The following is a 16,681-nucleotide window of genomic DNA, read 5'->3' on the forward strand; positions in this document are numbered from 1 at the left end:
GAGGTAAGCGCGCGGCCCGCCGTAGCTTTGGGGCGGCAAGAGCACGTCTGCGAAGGCGGCGCCCCCAACCTTGCGGCGGGCTCCGTCGTTCGGCCTAGCAACCTGTTCCAGATTTGTAATGTCCTACCGCTACGCCGCGCCGCTGCTGCTGCTGCCTGTTTCCGCCTTTGCCCAAACCGCCGCGCCCGATACCACCCGGGCCGTGGCTCTGCCCGAAGCCACCGTCACGGGCTACGGCCAGCAGCTGCCGCTGCGCCGCACCGCCGCCGCCGTGGGCGTACTCAGCGCCGCCGATTTCGACCGGTTCGGGCAGCAGGCCCTCACTCAGGCCGTGAACACGCTGCCCGGCGTGCGGCTGGAGGAGCGCGCCACCGCCAGCTACCGCCTCAGCGTGCGGGGAAGCACGCTCCGCTCGCCGTTCGGGGTGCGCAACGTCAAGCTCTACTACGAAGGCCTGCCGTTCACCGACGCCAGTGGTAGCACCCCGCTCAACCTCCTCGACCCCGCCCAGATTGGCAGCCTCGAAGTGCTGAAAGGCCCCGCCGCCAGCGTGTATGGGGCTGGCACCGGCGGCGCCATCCTGCTGCGCAACCGCCGCCCCGAAGCCGGCTCGGCCCGCGCCCAGGTGGGCTTCACGGCCGGCAGCTTCGGGCTGCGACGCTACACTGCTACCGCCGAAAGCGGCACCACCACCGGCTACGTGCGCGCCCAATACGCCCGCCAGACCCTTGACGGCTACCGCCAGCAAAGCGCCCTGCGCCGCGACGTGCTGGCCCTTGACGGCGAATTTCAGCCCTCGGCCCGCCAGACCGTGGCCCTGCATGGCCTCTACTCCGACATCAACTACCAGCTGCCCGGCGGCCTCACCCGCGCCCAGTTCCAAGCCGACCCCCGGCAGGCGCGGCCCAGTACGGCCACCGCGCCCGGCACCGTGGCCCAGCGCGCCTACTACGCCTCGCGCACCCTGCTGCTGGGCGGCACCCACGAGTTCCGGTTCACGCCGCGCCTGAGTTCGGTAGCCACGCTCTACGGCACCGGTAGCGTCATCCGCACGCCGTTTCTGGTGGATTTTGAGCGCAACACGCGCTTGGAAACCGGCACCCGGGTGGCGCTGCGCTACCAAAGCCGCCTGGCCGGCCGGGTGCTACGCCTGCAGGGTGGGGCCGAGGCCCAGGCCGGCTTCCTGAGCGGCCGCAGCTACCAGAACCGCGCCGGCCAGACCGGCCCGCTGCGCTACGACGACGAAATCAAGTCCGGCACCGGCTTCGTGTTTGGGCAGGCCGACTATGAGCTGCCGGCCGGTTTTCTGCTGACTGCCGGCGCCAGCTACAGCCGTCTGCGCTACGACGTGCGCCGCCTGCTCGATGCCACCCGCCCCGGCACGCCCACCAGCTACGCCGTGCAGCGCGACTTCCGGCCGGTGGTGTCGCCGCGGGTGGCGCTGCTCAAGGAGTTGACGCCGCAGATTTCCGTGTACGGCAGTGTCAGCCGCGGCTTCTCGCCGCCTACTACTGAGGAAATCCGCCCCTCCGATGGCAGCCTTAACACCGATCTGCAGGCCGAGCGCGGCACCAGCTACGAGGTAGGCACCCGCGGCACGCTGCTGAACCAGCGCCTCAAGTTCGACGTGGCCGCCTACGACTTCCGCCTGCGCCAGACCATCACCACCTTCACCACCGACCAGGGCACCAGCCTGTTCCGCAACGCCGGCACCACCCGCCAGCGCGGCTTGGAAGTAGCCCTGAGCGGCTGGTTGTGGGAGCAGAAAGCTTCAAGCCGTAAGCTGCAAGCCGCAAATGCCGCTGTACAAACCGGCCTGCGCGCCTTTGCCACCTACGCCTACAACCACTACCGCTTCGGCAGTTACGAAAGCGGCGGCCAGGATTTCAGCGGCAACCGGCTCACCGGCACCGCCCCGCACACGCTCACCGCCGGCCTCGATTTCTCGCAGCAGTTCGGCTTCTACCTCAGCCCCACCGTCAGCCACCAAGCCCGCATCTTCCTCAACGACGCCAACACCGAAGCCGCGCCTGGCTACTGGGTATTCGGCGCCCGCGGTGGCTGGCGGCGCACGCTCGGCCGCCTGGAGCTGGACGTATTCGGTGGCCTCGACAACGCCACCAACCGCCGCTACAGCCTCGGTAACGACCTCAACGCCTTCGGCGGCCGCTACTTCCAGCCCGCGCCCACCCGCAATGGCTACGGCGGCGTGCTGCTGGGCTGGAAGCTGTAAGCTGAACGCTGTCATTGCGAGCGGAGCGAAGCAATCCTTCCTCTCCTTGCTCTGAACTACCCTTATCACGAAGCCCTCCGGCAGTAGTGTAGTACACTAACGCCGGAGGGCTTTGCTGTAAGGAGATTGTCTGCCACGAGAGGAAGGATTGCTTCGCTCTGCTCGCAATGACAGTTTCCGCTTACACCTTCACTCGCTTACCGGTGCGGGCGGCTTCGTAGATGGCCATCACGAGACGGATGTCTTTCAGGCCTTCCTCGCCGGGCGTTTTGGGAGTCTTGTTTTGCAGCACGCACTCGGCCATGTGGTCGAGCTCGGCGGCGAACTGGTTGCCTTCCTTGATCTTAGGCTGACGCTTTCCGTCTTTGTCGCCGATGGTCATGTGGTGCTCGTAGTAGTCGGTGGCGGGGTCGAGGTCCAGCCAGGCTTTGTCGCCGAAGGCCCGGAACCGCTTCACCTCCTGAATGCTGTAGGAGCTAGTGCACGAAGCCAGCACGCCGCTGGGGAAGCGCAGCGTGAAGTGGATGGTGTCCTCCACCTCCTTGAAGCGCGGGTCCGACTTGTCGCTGAACTCCTGGGCCGTGACTTCCACGGGCTCCTCACCGGTGAGGTAGCGGGTGGCGTTCAGGGAGTAGATGCCGATGTCCATGAGCGAGCCGCCGCCGGCCAGCTTCTTCTGCACGCGCCAGGCTTCGGCGGGCTCTTCGGTGGGCTTCACGCTGCGGCCGTGGTCGGCCGTAATCTGACGCAGCTTGCCTAGCTCACCCTTTTTGATGCGGGCAATGGCGTCCAGGTTGAACGGCTCGAACTGGGCGCGGTAGGCAATCATCAGCTTTTTGCCGGCCTTTTCGCAGGCCTCAATCATCTTCTGGCAGTCGGCCACGGAGGTAGCCATGGGCTTCTCGCAGAGCACATGTTTGCCGGCTTTGGCCGCCCGAATCGTGTACTCGGTGTGCAGGCCGGGCGGCAGCACGATGTACACCACATCCACAGCCGGGTTGTCCTTGATGGAATCGAAGTTGTCGTAGCTGTAGACATTCTTTTCCTCGACGCCGTACTCGCGGGCCAGCTTGCGGGCCTTGTCGGGCGAGCCGCTCACGAGGGCCGTGATGCGGGCGTGCTTGCACTCCTTGAAAGCGGGCATCATCTGCTGCTGGGCAAACTTGCCGAGGCCCACAATAGCGAAGCCGAGCTTTTGTTGATCGTCGTATTGCATAGCGGAAGGGGAGGTGGCCAGAGCGGCCGTGGGGCCGGCCACGGCAGTAGCCGCGGCGGTCAGGCCAAACTGGCGCAGAAACTGCCGGCGCGAGTCGGTGGGGCTGGATGAAGACATAAAGTGGGGACTTGGGATGAACCTACCCTTTCCCCAACGGCCCGCAGCCGCTGGGCGTTACGTCTGGCCTGCCATTAATCGGTCCGGCCGCCGCTGCCGGCTACTCAGTGGCGGGCAGCAGCAGCACCGGCACGGTGCTGTGCAGCACCACCTGTGCCGACACGCTGCGGTTGAAAATCTGCCCCAGAAAGCTGCGCCGCCGAGCCACCACCACCAAAAGGTCGGCGCTGGTTTCGGTGGCGGCCTGCAAAATTCCGCCCGCAGGCTGCAGGTGCCGCACGCCGTGCGTATCGATATGGGGCAGGTCGGTGCCGAGGCCGCTGTGCAGCACGCTGGCCAGGGCCATGCGGCAGTCGTCGCTGTCTTCGGGCTCGGCTACGTGGGTTACTGTGAGGGCCGGGTGCACCCGCTGCAGCAGCTTCTGGGTGGAGGCAATGATGGAGGGCGCCAACCGGAAGGGCTGGCCATCGGCGGCCAGGGTGAGCCGGGCCGGCGGCACGGCGGCCGTGGCCTGGCCGGGCACTACCAGCAGCGGCACCTGGGTGGCGCGCAGCAGCGTGAGCGAGGTGCTGGCTACCAGCTCGTCGGGGGTGGCGTCGGTGTTGGGCTTGCCCAGGATAACCAGCACGGCACGGTGGCGGCTCACGGCCTCTTCCACGCCGTCGGCCACGCTTTCCACGGCGGTTTCCACCACAATAGGCACCCGTACGGTGGCAGCCCGCTCGGCCAGGGCCGCGGCTACTTCACCCTCACTCATGTGCCTGATCTTGCCGGTAAAAGCGTCGGGGTCGAGCAGCGACTCGCGGCGGATGTGCAGCAGCACCAGCGAGGCCCCCAGCGGGGCGGCCAGGGCGGCGGCATAGGCCAGGGCATGGTCGGCGTCGGGCGTGAAATCGGTGAGGACAAGCAGAGCGGACATAAGATGGGGTGGGTTAGGAGAGTAGACGGAGGATATGCTGCTTATGCGTAGCGGCCCGGCAGAAGGTTGCACCCGGGGCCAGGGCGGGCCGCGTCCGGTGGGCTGCTACTGGCGGAGGTGGCGCAACAGCACACGAAAAAGGCCTTCCACAAAACGCGGAAGGCCTTTCTGCAACGCCGGGAAGATGGAGTCCTAGCGGTTATTGTCGTCGATGGGGTTGTTGAAGCCCGGGTTCATCAGCTCGTCGGTCATGCTGGAGTTATCGGGGTCGGGGCCGGTGGTGGGGCTATCGGTGGGCTCGCCGGCGGTGGCGTCGTCGAGCATAGCTGAAGTATCAAGGGTGCCTTCTTCGTCGCGCTTGTAGCCGTAGAGCTCTTCGCGGTGCTTGCGCTGCTCATCAGAAAGGTTGGCGCCGGCTTTCGGATCGAGGGCGTCGGCGGGGTTCTGGTTTTCGGGAGTGGCCATGGGGCTGGATGCGGAATGAATGAAATGAGCCGGAAACCTACTTGCCGGGTACGCCTTTACCGCCGTCCTGGCGCAGGGCGCTGAATTCGTCGGGGTTGTCGTTGCTGCCGTCGTTGGACACTGTGCGGCCGTCGTTGCCCTCCTGCTCGGCCGGGGCGGTGGTTTTGTTGGCTGGCTCAGCCGTGGCCCAGTTGCGGGTGCCGCCGCCATAGCGCGGGTCGTCTTTGGCCCAGCCTTCGCGCTGGTCTTCGTATTCAGCTTCTTTCACGTCGCGCACGCCCTCGGGGTCGAGGTTCTGGGGCACGCTGCCGCGCTGCTCAGGCTCCACGTAGGAGGGGGCTGCTACGCCGCCCGGGTTGGTACCGGCGGGGTGCGAGGCCAGTTGCTCGGGCGTAGGAGTTGGGGCTTCGGCGTGGCCGAACTCGCCGTACTGGGGCGTATTGCTGGCCGTGTTGGGGGTGGCGTTTTCGTTTTGGTCGGAAGGGTGGGTGCTCATGGGAGTAGCGGAACTTAAGGTGAAGGGAGAGGCAGCCGGAAGGCTTGCCGTGTTGCATACGCAGGCAGGCCCGGTTGTGGTTAGGGTGGAAACTAAAAAATCCTGGCCTGCCTGCTTCGCGTAGTGCTGTGGAGGCCGGCTGCCACGGCAGCCCCCGCATTTTCATCGTCCATTTCTTCCGCACGTATGTCTGTCCGCATCGAACACCACCCGCAAGACCAGGAATTTATTGCCAACACCGGCGGCCATACCGGCGAGCTTGCCTATAGCACGCCCGAGGAAGGCGTCATCGACTTCATTCACACCTTTGTTGATGAAGCGCTACGCGGCCAGGGCGTGGGCGAAACGCTGGCCCGCGCCGGCCTAGACTACGCCCGTCAGCACCAGCTACGGGTGCGCACCAGCTGCAAGTTCATGGCCGCCTTCGTGCGCCAGCACCCCGAGTTTCAGGATTTGTTGGAAGCCAAAGCGTAGCTGCCAGAGCTGCTTTCAGACCACAAAAAAGCCCCGGCTTCCGTCAGGAAACCGGGGCTTTTTGAGTTGAGGCTGGCAGCAGTTTAGTGCTTCACAGCTACGCGGCTGGTGTAGCGCACGCCGTCTACCACCACCCGCACGGAGTAGAGGCCAGCGGGCAGGTTCTGCACGTCAATCAGGGTAGCATCGGCCCCGCTGATGGTGCGCTCCTGGAGCAGCACCTGCTGGCCCAGCGCGTTGTAGAGGCGAATGTCGGCGGCGTGGCGGCCGCGCAGGCCGGCTACCTGCACTTGCACGGCCGTGGCGGCCGGGTTGGGGTACACGGCCAGGCCGGTGTTCAGCGGCGCGTTTTTCACCGTCGAGTTGACGATGCAGGCCGTGCTGGTGTGGCTGCCGACGTTGGTGTATACGTCGGTGCCGAGGGCCTGCCAGGTGCTGGCGCCCACGCTCCAGCGGGTTTCGCCGCGGGCCACGGTGGGCTTGCGCACCAGCGTGTTGTCGGTGGTGGAGCCGCCCCCCGGAATGGTCCAGGTGGTGCCGGGGTCTACGCCAATCACGCCAATAACGTCCAGCGTGTCGGTGCCGTCGAACAAAGCCAGGGCGTCGTCGCCGTTGAAGAAGCACACGGCCGACTGCAGGTCCGTCTGGCCGAGAACTACCGTGGAAACCACGCCGGTGTTAGCCACCACGTACACGTCGCCGGGGGCAATGGTGCCGCTCAGAGCCTGGGTGGCCGTGGGCGTGCTCGAGCCGTTGGCAAACAGTTCCAGGCGAATGCCGGTCAGGCTGATAGGCGCGCTGGTGGGGTTGTAGATTTCCACCGCCTTGCTGTTGCTGGCGGCGCCTTCCACGTACTCCGAGAAGTAGAGGTCGGTGCAGGGCGAGCCGGCCGGGGCCTGGTCGTCGTTGAGGATGGTGAGCGTGTGGGTAGTGGGGGCAACAACGAGCACGGCCGCGTTGCTGGGCGTACCCAGGCGCAGGCGCACCGTTTCGTTGGGCTCGGGTGCCACGTCGCCGTTCACGGTCAGGGTCACGGCCTGAGTGCTCTGGCCGGCGGCAAAGGTGAGGGTGCTGGTGGTGAGGGTGAAGTCAGCGGCATCGGCCGTGGTGCCGGCCGTTTCTACTGATACAGGGATTGTGATGCCGCCTGCCGGAATGCTGGCCGCCGTTACGTTTACCGAGTAGGTAGTGGTGCCGCTGTTGCCCTCCGTGAGGCTGGCCGCAGCCGAAGCAAAGCGTACCGAAGGCGGCGTACCGTCGTCGTTGGTGATGGTAAGCTCCTGCGAAGCCGGGCCGCCGATGGCCGCGCCGGTAGCAGCGTTCCGCAGCGCCAGTACCACGGTTTCGTCGGCTTCAGCCTGGGTGTCACCGTTTACGGTTACCGTCACGGTCTGGCTGGTCTGGCCGGCCGCGAAGGTCAGGGTCTGGGGCGAGGTGAAGGTGAAGTCCTGGCCGCTGGTGGCGGTGGAGTTGGCGGCGTCAAACGCTACCTGTACCGTGAGGGCCGAGGTAGGCGCGGGCGTCACGTTCACGGTAGCCGTGAAGGTGGTGGTGCCGCTGTTGCCTTCCACGATGCTGCCGGTAGCGGAAGCAAACGAGAAGGTAGGCACTACCTGGAAGCCATAGGCGCGGGCCACGAGGTCGGGGAAAGCAATGTAGGGGTTGAAGTTGCCCTGGCTTTTGGCCACCCGGCGGTTCCGCTCCCGCTCGCGGGCGTCTACCGGGTCGGCCAGGTGCCACTGGTAGAGCGTGTTCAGGTCGGCCAGTGCCGTGATGACGTCCTTGCCCGGGTCGAAATTCTGGCCCTGGTGCATGGTGTAGAAGTAGAACGCCGCGCGGGCCAGGTTGCCCTTGTGGTCTTCGCGGGGCTCAAACTGCGAGTTGGTGTCCTCGCTGTACTCCTCGATGTTGCTGGTCGGGACGGTAGCCTGGCTGGTGGCGCCGCGCATCCACTTGGTGGTCTGGTTGTCTGGAATCTCGGCAAACGGGTCAGAACCGCGGTCCGAGTTCCACTGAATAAACGTTGGGAACAGGTGGTGGATGTCGGAGCGCATGCGCACTACCTCGTTGAACCACGACTGCGGAATGCTGTGCTCACAGTTGATACCGCTCACCACGCCCGGGTTGGTGCTGGCCGAGTCGATGCGCACCGTTTCCTGATAGCCAGAGTACACGCACGTTACGCGGCCCTGGAAGTTATCAACGTAGTTGTACATCTTGCCGCGGGCGGTATTGTAGCTAAGCTCGGTGCGCTTGCCGTCGTACCAGTTCTGGCGCAGCCAGTCTTTCAGGGCCTGGCCCTGCAGGGAGGTAGGCGGAGCAGGCGGTAAAGTTTGCGCTGAAGCCACGACGCTGCCTAGGGTCAGCGCCGCGCCCAGCAAACGGGCGAAAAAGTGTTTCATGCTGGCAAAAAAGGTAAGAAAACGTCTGCTAAGGTCGGGAATTTATAGCAATGGCTGCGTGGTTAAATTGTTACCTGCCTAGTAGTTGCCGTCCGCTGGGGTCGCAGGTGCATAAAAAAAGACCTGCTCCGTCGGGAGCAGGTCTTTCAGTGAAGCAGACAGGCCGCCTACAGGGCAGCACCGACCTTACTTGGTGGGCATCAGCACCGTGTCGATTACGTGCGTGATGCCGTTGCTCGATACCACGTTCGGAATGGTTACGTTAGCCATGCCGCCTTTGGCGTCATGAATCATCACGGTGTTGCCGCTGCGGTGCACGGTCAGGTTTTCGCCTTCCACGGTGGTCAGGGTCTGGCCGTCCTTCAGGTCGGCAGCCATCAGGCGGCCGGGCACTACGTGGTAGGTGAGGATGGTGGTGAGCTTAGTCTTGTTTTCGGGCATCACCAGCGTGTTTACGGTGCCGGCGGGCAGCTTATCGAAAGCGGCGTTGGTGGGGGCGAAGACCGTGAACGGACCGGTGCCTTTCAGCGTCTCCACGAGGCCGCCGGCCTTCACGGCAGCTACCAGCGTGGTGTGGTCGGCCGAGCCTACGGCGTTGTCGACGATGTCCTTATCGGGCGTCATCATGGCGCCGCCTACCATCACCCCACCCGAGGTGGAAGCGCCCATGCTGCCGGAGCTCATGGAGGCATCGCCGCTCATCTTCATTTCTTTCATGTCCTTGCCTTTGCGGGGCTTGGTGGTGGCTTTCATCTTTGAGCCATCGGCGGCTTCGCCTTTTACCTTCATCTTGCCATCGTCGGCCACCTTGGTTTTGGTGGTCATCTCGGCGTCTTTGGTTTTGGTCTTCTCGTCGTCCGACTTAGTCTTGGTGGTCTGGGCGGCGGCGGTAGAGGAAAGGCCAACGTTTACGGCCAGAGCCAGCGTGGCTACGGAAAGGAATTGCTTGAACATGGTGTGAGAATATAGTGAGTGAGGGGAATTCGGATTTGGGCCTTATACGGGCTATAGCCGGGAATAGATATAGCCGGAGCTATAAGTGCCCTCAGGTGCCTGTAAGCAGGATTCAGGCAGCCGGAAACAGAACACTAGGGTCGTTGTGGGCGGGCGAGTTTACGAGGGTGCTCACTACGTACTCCTGCATCTGGTCGGCGGGGTAGGGCAGCAGCAGACTTTGATGGGCGGCCGGGCCCAGGCCGTCGTCCAGCCAGGCCAGCTCCGCCTCACGCCCTGGCAGAATCACGGGCATGCGGCTGTGGATGCGGGCCATCAGGGCGTTAGGCTCGGTCGTGACGATGGTGAAGGTGGGCAGCACCTCGCCGCTGGCGCGGTCCAGCCACTCATCCCAGAGGCCGGCGAAGGCGTAGGGCTGCTTGTTCTGCAGCAGGATGCGGTGCGGCGTTTTGGGGCCTTTGCTGCCGCCAGTCTGCTGCCACTCATAGAAGCTGTCGGCCAGCACCAGGCAGCGCCGCCGCTGCAGCAGTTGCCGGAACGAGGGCTTCTCGGCCAGCGTTTCGGCGCGGGCGTTGATGGGCTGCGGGCCGGTAGTACGGTCTTTCACCCAGGCCGGCACCAGCCCCCACTGAAACAGCTGCACCCGCCCCGGCTCTGTATTCGTGACGACGGGTAGGCGCTGCGAGGGCGCGGCGTTGTAGTTGGGCACAAGGTCGGCGGGCACGGCCACCTCGAAGCGCTCCGCAATGGCCGGAGCTGGGGTAATGAAGGTATAGCGGCCGCACATAATCAGGAGAGGGAAAGTCAGGAAACGGTTTCCTCTGCAAACGGCCCACCCGCCGCGGAGTTGGCCCGGCGGCGGCATTTTATACAAGCAAATGGCCCCGCGAACTGCCAGTCAGGCGTCGCGGGGCCATTTTACAGATGGCAACAGGAGGAGGTAGGCTAGTTTACCACCATCGTCATGATGGAGTGGGCGGGGCTGTTGGCGCTGGCGCCCTGGCCCTGCATCCAAAGCTGGAAATCCTGCGCTTTGTCGCTGTTGTTCATCACCACCACGGCCACTTTGCCGTCGGGATTGAGAAAAGCCGTGGTGCTGAGATGGTCGCGGTTGGAGGAGCTGATGATGCGCCGCGCACCGGGCTTGATGAACTTGGAGAAGTGGCCAATGTAGTAGTAGGCGTTGGTGTAAATCAGCTTGCCGGTGCGCGTATCGCCGATGATGGGCGAGAAGCAGAAGTTCTGCACGTGGTTGGGGCCGCCGGTTTGGTCGAGCAGCACGTTCCAATCGGTCCAGCCCACGGTGCCGCTGTTGAAGTCGTTGATCATGGAGTGGCCGTACCGCTCGCCTAGGGCCCAGTCGTTCACCTTATCGAAGCTGAATTTCTCCACGCAGCCTTCCGTGAAAATCAGGTTGGTGTTGGGGTAGGCCTCGTGCACGCGGCGCAAGTTGTCGAAGAGCATGCTGCTGCCAGTCCAGGTTTCGTACCAGTGGTAGCCGATGCCCCACACGTACTGCGCAGCCTTGGGGTCGTCGAGGATGGTGCTGGCGCGCTGGTAGATCTGGTCGCGGTTGTGGTCCCAGGCAATTAGCTTCCGGTCGCCAAGGCCGCCTTTCTTCAGCGTCGGGCCGAGGTAGTCCCGGATGAAGTCGCGCTCCTCCTCGGCCGAGAAGATGCAAGACTCCCACTTCTGCTTGGCCATGGGCTCGTTCTGCACGCTCAGCCCCCAGATCGGAATGCCCTGGCGCTCATACTCCTTGATGAACTTCACGTAGTAGTCGGCCCAGGTCTGGCGGTACTGGGGCAGCAGCTTGCCGCCGCGCAGCATGTCGTTGCTGTCCTTCATCCAGGCGGGCGGGCTCCAGGGGCTCACGTACATCGTGAGCTTGCCGCCGGCTGCCGCCTGGGCCTGCTTGATGAATGGAATGCGGTACTGCTCGTCGTGCTTCACGCTGAACGTCTTCAGCTGCTCGTCTTTGTCGGCCACGTAGGTGTAGGGCCCGCTGGAGAAGTCGGAGCTGTGGATGCTCGTGCGGGCCAGCGTGTAGCCGATGCCGGCCGTGGGGCTGTAGTAGGCCTGCATGAACTCTTGCTGGGTGGCCTTGGGCAGCTTGGCGTAGGTTTCGGCGGCGGCATCCGTAAGGGCCCCGCCAATGCCCAGCATGGTCTGGAACGTCTTGCCGGGGTCCACGAAGATGCAGACCTGCGTTTCCAGCGGCTGGCCCACCGGCTGTAGCGTCAGGGTGTTGCCAGCCGAGATCCGCAGCTCGGTGTTGGCAGCGGTGGTAAACACCTGGGCCTTTTTGCCAACGGCCGAATACGGCTGAGAATTGCCGGCGTTTTTGGCGGCTTTCTGGGCTACGGCGCTGCCGGTGCACAAGGCAGCCAGCAGCAAGGAAGGAAGGAGGGTTTTGCGCATAAGAAATTAGGCGGCGGGTGGCCCGCCAGGGCCGCTGGCGTAGAGGCGGCAGCGGAAATGAAAAAGTCTAGAGAGTGGCGCCGTAGGCTACCACACGTAGGTACCCACAGCGCCGGCCGGCAGCGTGGTGCTGGCTGCCTTGCCGCGGTACTGAATGTCGAAGGCCTGGCTGGTGCCGCTGGTGTTCTGCACAATCAGCACTTTCTGGCCGTTCGGTGCCTTGAAGGCCACGTTGGTGAGGCCGCCGGGGGTAGTTGAGCCAATGCGCACCGAGCCGGGCCGCACAAACTTAGCCGCGTGCGCCACCGTGTAGTAGGCCGTGTTGCGCGAAACCGTGTTGCCGTTGATGGTGAGGGCGCCCAGGCAGGTGCTGCAGCCGCCGTTGGTGTGCGGACCGTAGTTTTGGTCGGCGGCCAGGTTCCATTCCAGCACGTTGCGGCTCCAGTTGAGCGTGCCCCCGATAATCAGGTTGTTGATGTGCCAGGTGAAGTCGGCGGCGAAGTTGCCGGGGCCGCCCACCCACTGCTCCGTGAAGTACACGCTCTTAGCCGGGTAGGCGTTGTGCACCTGGCTCATGGCGTTGATGTTGCCGGCGTACAGATGGAACGCCGAGCCATCGACGTAGCGGCTCACCTGCGGATCGGCCAGGATGGCGAGCGGGTAGTCGGTACGGTCGGTATTGTGGTCGTAGAGGATGATTTTGGTGGTCAGCCCGGCCGCCTGCAGCGCCGGGCCCAGGTTGTTTTTGATGAAGGCAGCTTGCTCCGCAGCCGTCATCAGCATGCTGGGGTTGTTGTAGGGATTCAGGGGCTCGTTCTGGATGGTAATGGCATCGAGGCGCACGCCCTCGGCCTGCATCTGCTGCAGGTATTTCACGAAGTAGCGGGCGTACACGTCGTAGAACTCGGGCTTCAGGGAGCCGCCCACGAAGCTGCCGTTGGTTTTCATCCAGGTGGGCGCCGTCCAGGGCGAGCCCAGGATTTTCAGGTCGGGGTTGATCTGCAGAATCTCGCGCAGCACGGGCAGCAGGTCGGCGCGCTCGGGCTCTAGGCTGAAGCGGGCCAGCGTGGGGTCAGTCTGGCCGCCGGGCAGGTCGTTGTAGGTGAACTCGCGGCTGCTCAGGTCCGAAGCCCCGATGCTGATGCGCAAATAGCTCACGCCAATGCTGCCGGCATCGGTGCCGAACAGCTCCCGCAGCAGCGTGGTGCGGTTCGCGGCGGGCAGCTGGTTGAGCAGCTGGGCGCTGCCGCCCGTGAGCGTGTACCCGAAGCCGTCGATGCCCTGAAACGTCTGGGTGGTGTCCACCACAATGGTCGGATTCTGCCCCACCGGTGCCAGGAAATTCAGCGCCAGCGTGCTTTTCTGGAACAGCGCCGACTGGTCGGTAGTCGTCAGCCACAGCGCCACTTGCGACGGGCCCGCCGTGGGCGGCGGCGTCACGGGTGGCGTTGGGGGCGTGGCCGGGTCCGGCGAATCGGTACCGCAGTTGCTCAGGCCCAGCAGCAGCGCGCCGGCCAGAATGCAGATCAGGCTATGTTTCATAGGGGAGTGGCTAGTATTGAGTAGGTGGTATTAGGTATTGAATAGTTAGTCGGGAACAAGCCGCTTAGCAGCGACGGGTATGTAGTAATCAGCGCAGACAGAAGCAGAGCCGCATAGCGGCGGCAGAAATTCTGACAGACCAGCCGCCGCTACGCGGCTGTTTTCTGCTCTCTGCCAACTACTCAATACCAACTAATCAATACTACTTACCACACGTAGGTGCCCACGGCGCCGGGGGCCAGGGTGGAGGCAAATGTGCGGCCGCCGTGGCGCACGCTGAATGTTTGGGCGGTGGGGTTGTCGTTCTGCACAATCAGCACCCGGTCGCCGTTGGGCGCCTTGAAGGCCACGTTGGCCAGCTTGCCGGTTACCGTGGAGGCTATGCGCACCGAACCGGGCCGTACAAACTTGCTGGCATGCGCAATGATGTAGTAAGCATCTTCGCGGCTGACGGTGTTGCCGTCCAGGGTGAGGGCGCCGCGGCACTCGGTGCAGCCGCCGGGCGTGTGCGGGTTCTGCTGCGGATCGGCGGCCAGGTTCCATTCCAGCACCGTGCGGGCCCAGTTGCGCGTGCCCCCGATAATGAGGGTGCGCACGTGCCAGGGCAGGTTTTCGGAGAAGTTGCTCTTCGAGCCCACCCACTGCTCGGTGAAGTACAGGTTCTTGTCGGGGTGGGCGTCGTGCACCTGGCTTAGGGCCTCAATGGGGCCGGCGTAGAGGTGAAACGCCGAGCCGTCCACGTACTGCTTGGCCTCGGGGTCGTTGAGGATGGTAATCGGGTAGTCGGGCCGGTCGGCATTGTGGTCGTAGACGATGATTTTGGTATCCAGCTTCGCCGCCTTGAACGTGGGGCCGAGGTGCTTCTTCACGAACTCGGCCTGCTGCTCGGCCAGCATCAGCAGGCTGGGGTTGTTGCCGGGGTGCAAAGGCTCGTTCTGAATGGTGATGGCGTCAATCCGCACGCCTTCGGCCTTCATCTGCTGCACGTACTTCACGAAGTAACGGGCGTAGGCGTCGTAAAACTCGGGCTTGAGTGAGCCGCCTTTGGAGTTGTTTTTGGTTTTCATCCAGGTCGGCGGCGACCAGGGCGAGCCGAGCAGCTTGATGGCCGGGTTGATGGCCAGAATCTCCTTCAGGATGGGCAGCAGGTGGGTTCGGTCGGGGGCCAAGCTGAACTTGGCGAGGGTAGGGTCAGTCTGGCCGGCGGGCAGGTCGTCGTAGCTGAAAACCTGGGCATCGAGGTCGGAAGCCCCGATGCTCAAGCGTAAGTAGCTGACGCCAATAGCGTTGCCGGTGGTGCCGAACAGCTCCTGCAGCAAAGCAGCGCGTTTGGGTGCATCCATGCGGTGCAGCAGCTCGGCGCTGCCACCCGTCAGGCAGTACCCGAAGCCGTCAATCGGCTGGAAGGTCTGGCTGTCATCGACTTCAATAACAGAGCCCGTAGCCGGGCTGGCGCTCCAGGTGGGCGCCGGCTGCAGCTGAAACAAGGCCGATTTATCGGGATTGGTGAGCCAGAACGCGGCCGAACGGTTGGTGCTGGCCGGGGCCTGAGCGGTGCCGGCCTGGGGTGGCCGCTGGCAGCCCGCGCCGAGGCCCAGGAGCAGCAGCAGCGAAAAGCCGGTAGATCGGAAAGTGGAAATCATAGCAAGTCGGAAAAGCAGAAAAGGGCAGGAATGGTAGCCAGGTTCGGCAGCCGTAGCCGCCAGCCCAGGCCCCGAGGGCCGATTCCGAGGTGTCCCCCCACGAAACCGGCCCTGGTTCCTGTTGGCCGGAAATGCGCCGGACCGCGCAGCTTGTCCCGGGGCGTTGCAGCGCCCCGAGTACAGGACGCTACCGCTGCCTTCCGCCGAAAATTGAAGCCATACCAGGGTCGTTCAGCAGATTCAACCAGGCTCCTTTTTTCGTCGGCATGACAGCGGCAGCCCTGCTGTTAGTACCCCGGGTTCTGGGTTACGTTGGGGTTGGTGTTGGTTTCCTGCTGCGGAATGGGCAGCAACAGGTAGTTCACGTCGCGGCGGGTCAGCTTTTCCTGGATGGCGTCGAGGGCATCCTTGGGGTGGTTGACGCCGGCCTGCGCGGCTTCGTGGCGAGTGTAGCGCAGCAGGTCAAACCACCGCTCGCCCTCGAAGGCCAGCTCCAAACGGCGCTGCCGGTCGATTTCGTTGCGCAGCGTGGCCTGGCTGGCGGCTTCCGGCGAGGCGGCCGTGAGGGCCGCCAGCCCGGCGCGGGTCCGGACCTGGTTGAGGGGCGGCAGCGCAGCAGCCGTCTGGCCCTGCTCGTTGGCGGCTTCGGCCTGCATCAGCAGCACATCGGCGTAGCGGATGACGTAGGTGTTGTCGGGTGAGTTGAAGCTGTTGGGGTTGCCGGGCCACTTGTACACGAAAGCGCCGTCGTCGTTGCCGGTGCCGGGGCCGCCGTCCACGTAGCTCACATGGTCGCGGCCGCCCGTCACGTTGCCGAGGTAGGCCCAGCGCAGGTCGGTGCGGCGCTGCTGCGGATTGTTAGGAGCGTAGGTGGTGGTGTCGGCGCCGTTGGGGCCGCCACCCAGCAGCTCGGGCGTGGGGATGTTGAACTTCGGAAACGAGAAGGTAGCAGGCGGCGCGGGCAAAGCCACGTCGGGGAAGATGTTGCCGCCATCGTCAGCGCCCGCAAACTGCACCTCAAACACCGACTCGCGGCGGTTGTTGGCGGGGTATAGGCCTTTTGGGGTGGCCTCAAGAGTGTAAAAGCCGCTGGCTACCACCTGAGCGGCGGCGGTGCCGGCCGCGGCCCAGTTGCGCTGCGTGAGCTGCACGCGGGCCAGCAGGCCGTTCACCGAGCCGCGGGTGGCCCGGGTGCGGCTCGTGGCGTCGCCGACCGGAGCCAGCTGGGCGGCCTGCGTGAGGTCGTCCACAATCTGGGCGTAGATCTGGTCGGCGCTGGCGCGGCTTAGGTTCAGCACGGCCGGGTCGCCGGTTTCGGTGGGCTCCAGGCGCAGCGGCACGCCGCCGTAGAGGCGCACCAGGTTGAAGTAGTGCAGGGCGCGCAGAAAGCGGGCCTCGCCCAGAATCTGGTTGCGGCGGGCTTCCGGCATCGTGATGGTCGGCACGTACTTCAGCACGGCGTTGGCCCGGTTGATACCGATGTAGGCGGCCGTGTAGATGGTGCGCACCTGCTTGGTGGTGGGGCGCCACGTGAAGCGGTCCAGGTCGGTCACGTCGCCGTTGGTGCTGCTGGCGTTGTCGGTGGGCATTTCGCCCATGGCAATCAAATCCAGGCCGTAGTTGCCTTCCTGCTGCAGGGCGTCGTAGGCGGCCGAAATGCCGGCCTCGGCGTCGTCGGCGTTCTGGAAAAAGTTGACGGGCGTGATGCTGGGCAGCGGCTCCTTGTCGAGAATGTCGCAGCTGGTCGTAACCAGCAGGGCCGCCAGAATGGGATAGAGTATCTTTTTCATGGGTGGGAG

13 protein-coding genes are annotated in these 16,681 nt (G+C 64.5%); 2 read left to right on the top strand and 11 right to left on the bottom strand.

Features of this window, described 5'->3' with window-relative positions:
- Positions 1-118: 118 nt before the first annotated feature.
- On the top strand, positions 119-2,233 hold the full coding sequence (locus O9Z63_RS03540; RefSeq protein WP_270127923.1) for a TonB-dependent receptor family protein: 2,115 nt from the start codon (positions 119-121) through the stop codon (positions 2,231-2,233).
- 181 nt (positions 2,234-2,414) lie between these two features.
- Here O9Z63_RS03540 and O9Z63_RS03545 read toward each other — a convergent pair whose 3' ends face one another.
- From O9Z63_RS03545 to O9Z63_RS03560, 4 genes are all read right to left on the bottom strand, one after another.
- Positions 2,415-3,566, bottom strand: coding sequence for a Gfo/Idh/MocA family oxidoreductase (locus tag O9Z63_RS03545; RefSeq protein WP_270127924.1), 1,152 nt, complete (start codon positions 3,564-3,566; stop codon positions 2,415-2,417).
- Between the two features lie 100 nt (positions 3,567-3,666).
- Positions 3,667-4,485, bottom strand: coding sequence for a universal stress protein (locus O9Z63_RS03550; RefSeq protein ID WP_270127925.1), 819 nt, complete (start codon positions 4,483-4,485; stop codon positions 3,667-3,669).
- A 192-nt stretch (positions 4,486-4,677) separates the two neighbouring features.
- Positions 4,678-4,950, bottom strand: coding sequence for a hypothetical protein (locus tag O9Z63_RS03555; RefSeq protein ID WP_270127926.1), 273 nt, complete (start codon positions 4,948-4,950; stop codon positions 4,678-4,680).
- 37 nt (positions 4,951-4,987) lie between these two features.
- Positions 4,988-5,446, bottom strand: a complete 459-nt coding sequence (locus O9Z63_RS03560) for a hypothetical protein (protein ID WP_270127927.1) — start codon at positions 5,444-5,446, stop codon at positions 4,988-4,990.
- A 186-nt stretch (positions 5,447-5,632) separates the two neighbouring features.
- Here O9Z63_RS03560 and O9Z63_RS03565 point away from each other — a divergent pair, with 186 nt between their 5' ends.
- Complete coding sequence (locus O9Z63_RS03565) at positions 5,633-5,920, top strand: GNAT family N-acetyltransferase (protein WP_270127928.1); 288 nt, start codon at positions 5,633-5,635, stop codon at positions 5,918-5,920.
- Positions 5,921-6,003: 83 nt separating this feature from the next.
- Here the strand turns inward: O9Z63_RS03565 and O9Z63_RS03570 are convergent, their stop codons facing one another.
- The 7 genes from O9Z63_RS03570 to O9Z63_RS03600 all read right to left on the bottom strand — a co-directional run bounded on the left by O9Z63_RS03570 (position 6,004) and on the right by O9Z63_RS03600 (position 16,672).
- Positions 6,004-8,322, bottom strand: coding sequence for an endonuclease (locus O9Z63_RS03570; protein WP_270127929.1), 2,319 nt, complete (start codon positions 8,320-8,322; stop codon positions 6,004-6,006).
- Positions 8,323-8,508: 186 nt separating this feature from the next.
- Positions 8,509-9,024 carry a fasciclin domain-containing protein gene (locus tag O9Z63_RS03575; RefSeq protein ID WP_052381821.1) on the bottom strand — a complete coding sequence of 172 codons (516 nt, stop codon included), beginning with the start codon at positions 9,022-9,024 and terminating at the stop codon, positions 8,509-8,511.
- A gap of 364 nt (positions 9,025-9,388) precedes the next feature.
- A complete protein-coding gene (locus O9Z63_RS03580) occupies positions 9,389-10,063 on the bottom strand; it encodes an SOS response-associated peptidase (RefSeq protein ID WP_270127930.1) in 675 nt (224 codons plus the stop codon).
- Positions 10,064-10,221: 158 nt separating this feature from the next.
- The gene (locus tag O9Z63_RS03585) at positions 10,222-11,697 is read right to left on the bottom strand and encodes a glycoside hydrolase family 30 protein (RefSeq protein ID WP_270127931.1); all 1,476 of its coding nucleotides are present in this window, start codon (positions 11,695-11,697) and stop codon (positions 10,222-10,224) included.
- Positions 11,698-11,784: 87 nt separating this feature from the next.
- The gene (locus tag O9Z63_RS03590) at positions 11,785-13,239 is read right to left on the bottom strand and encodes a glycoside hydrolase family 30 protein (protein WP_270127932.1); all 1,455 of its coding nucleotides are present in this window, start codon (positions 13,237-13,239) and stop codon (positions 11,785-11,787) included.
- Positions 13,240-13,445: 206 nt separating this feature from the next.
- Complete coding sequence (locus tag O9Z63_RS03595) at positions 13,446-14,882, bottom strand: glycoside hydrolase family 30 protein (protein WP_270127933.1); 1,437 nt, start codon at positions 14,880-14,882, stop codon at positions 13,446-13,448.
- 287 nt (positions 14,883-15,169) lie between these two features.
- Positions 15,170-16,672 carry a RagB/SusD family nutrient uptake outer membrane protein gene (locus O9Z63_RS03600; RefSeq protein WP_270127934.1) on the bottom strand — a complete coding sequence of 501 codons (1,503 nt, stop codon included), beginning with the start codon at positions 16,670-16,672 and terminating at the stop codon, positions 15,170-15,172.
- Positions 16,673-16,681 lie beyond the last annotated feature (9 nt).

The sequence above is a fragment of the Hymenobacter yonginensis genome (genome assembly GCF_027625995.1).
Taxonomy (GTDB): domain Bacteria; phylum Bacteroidota; class Bacteroidia; order Cytophagales; family Hymenobacteraceae; genus Hymenobacter; species Hymenobacter yonginensis.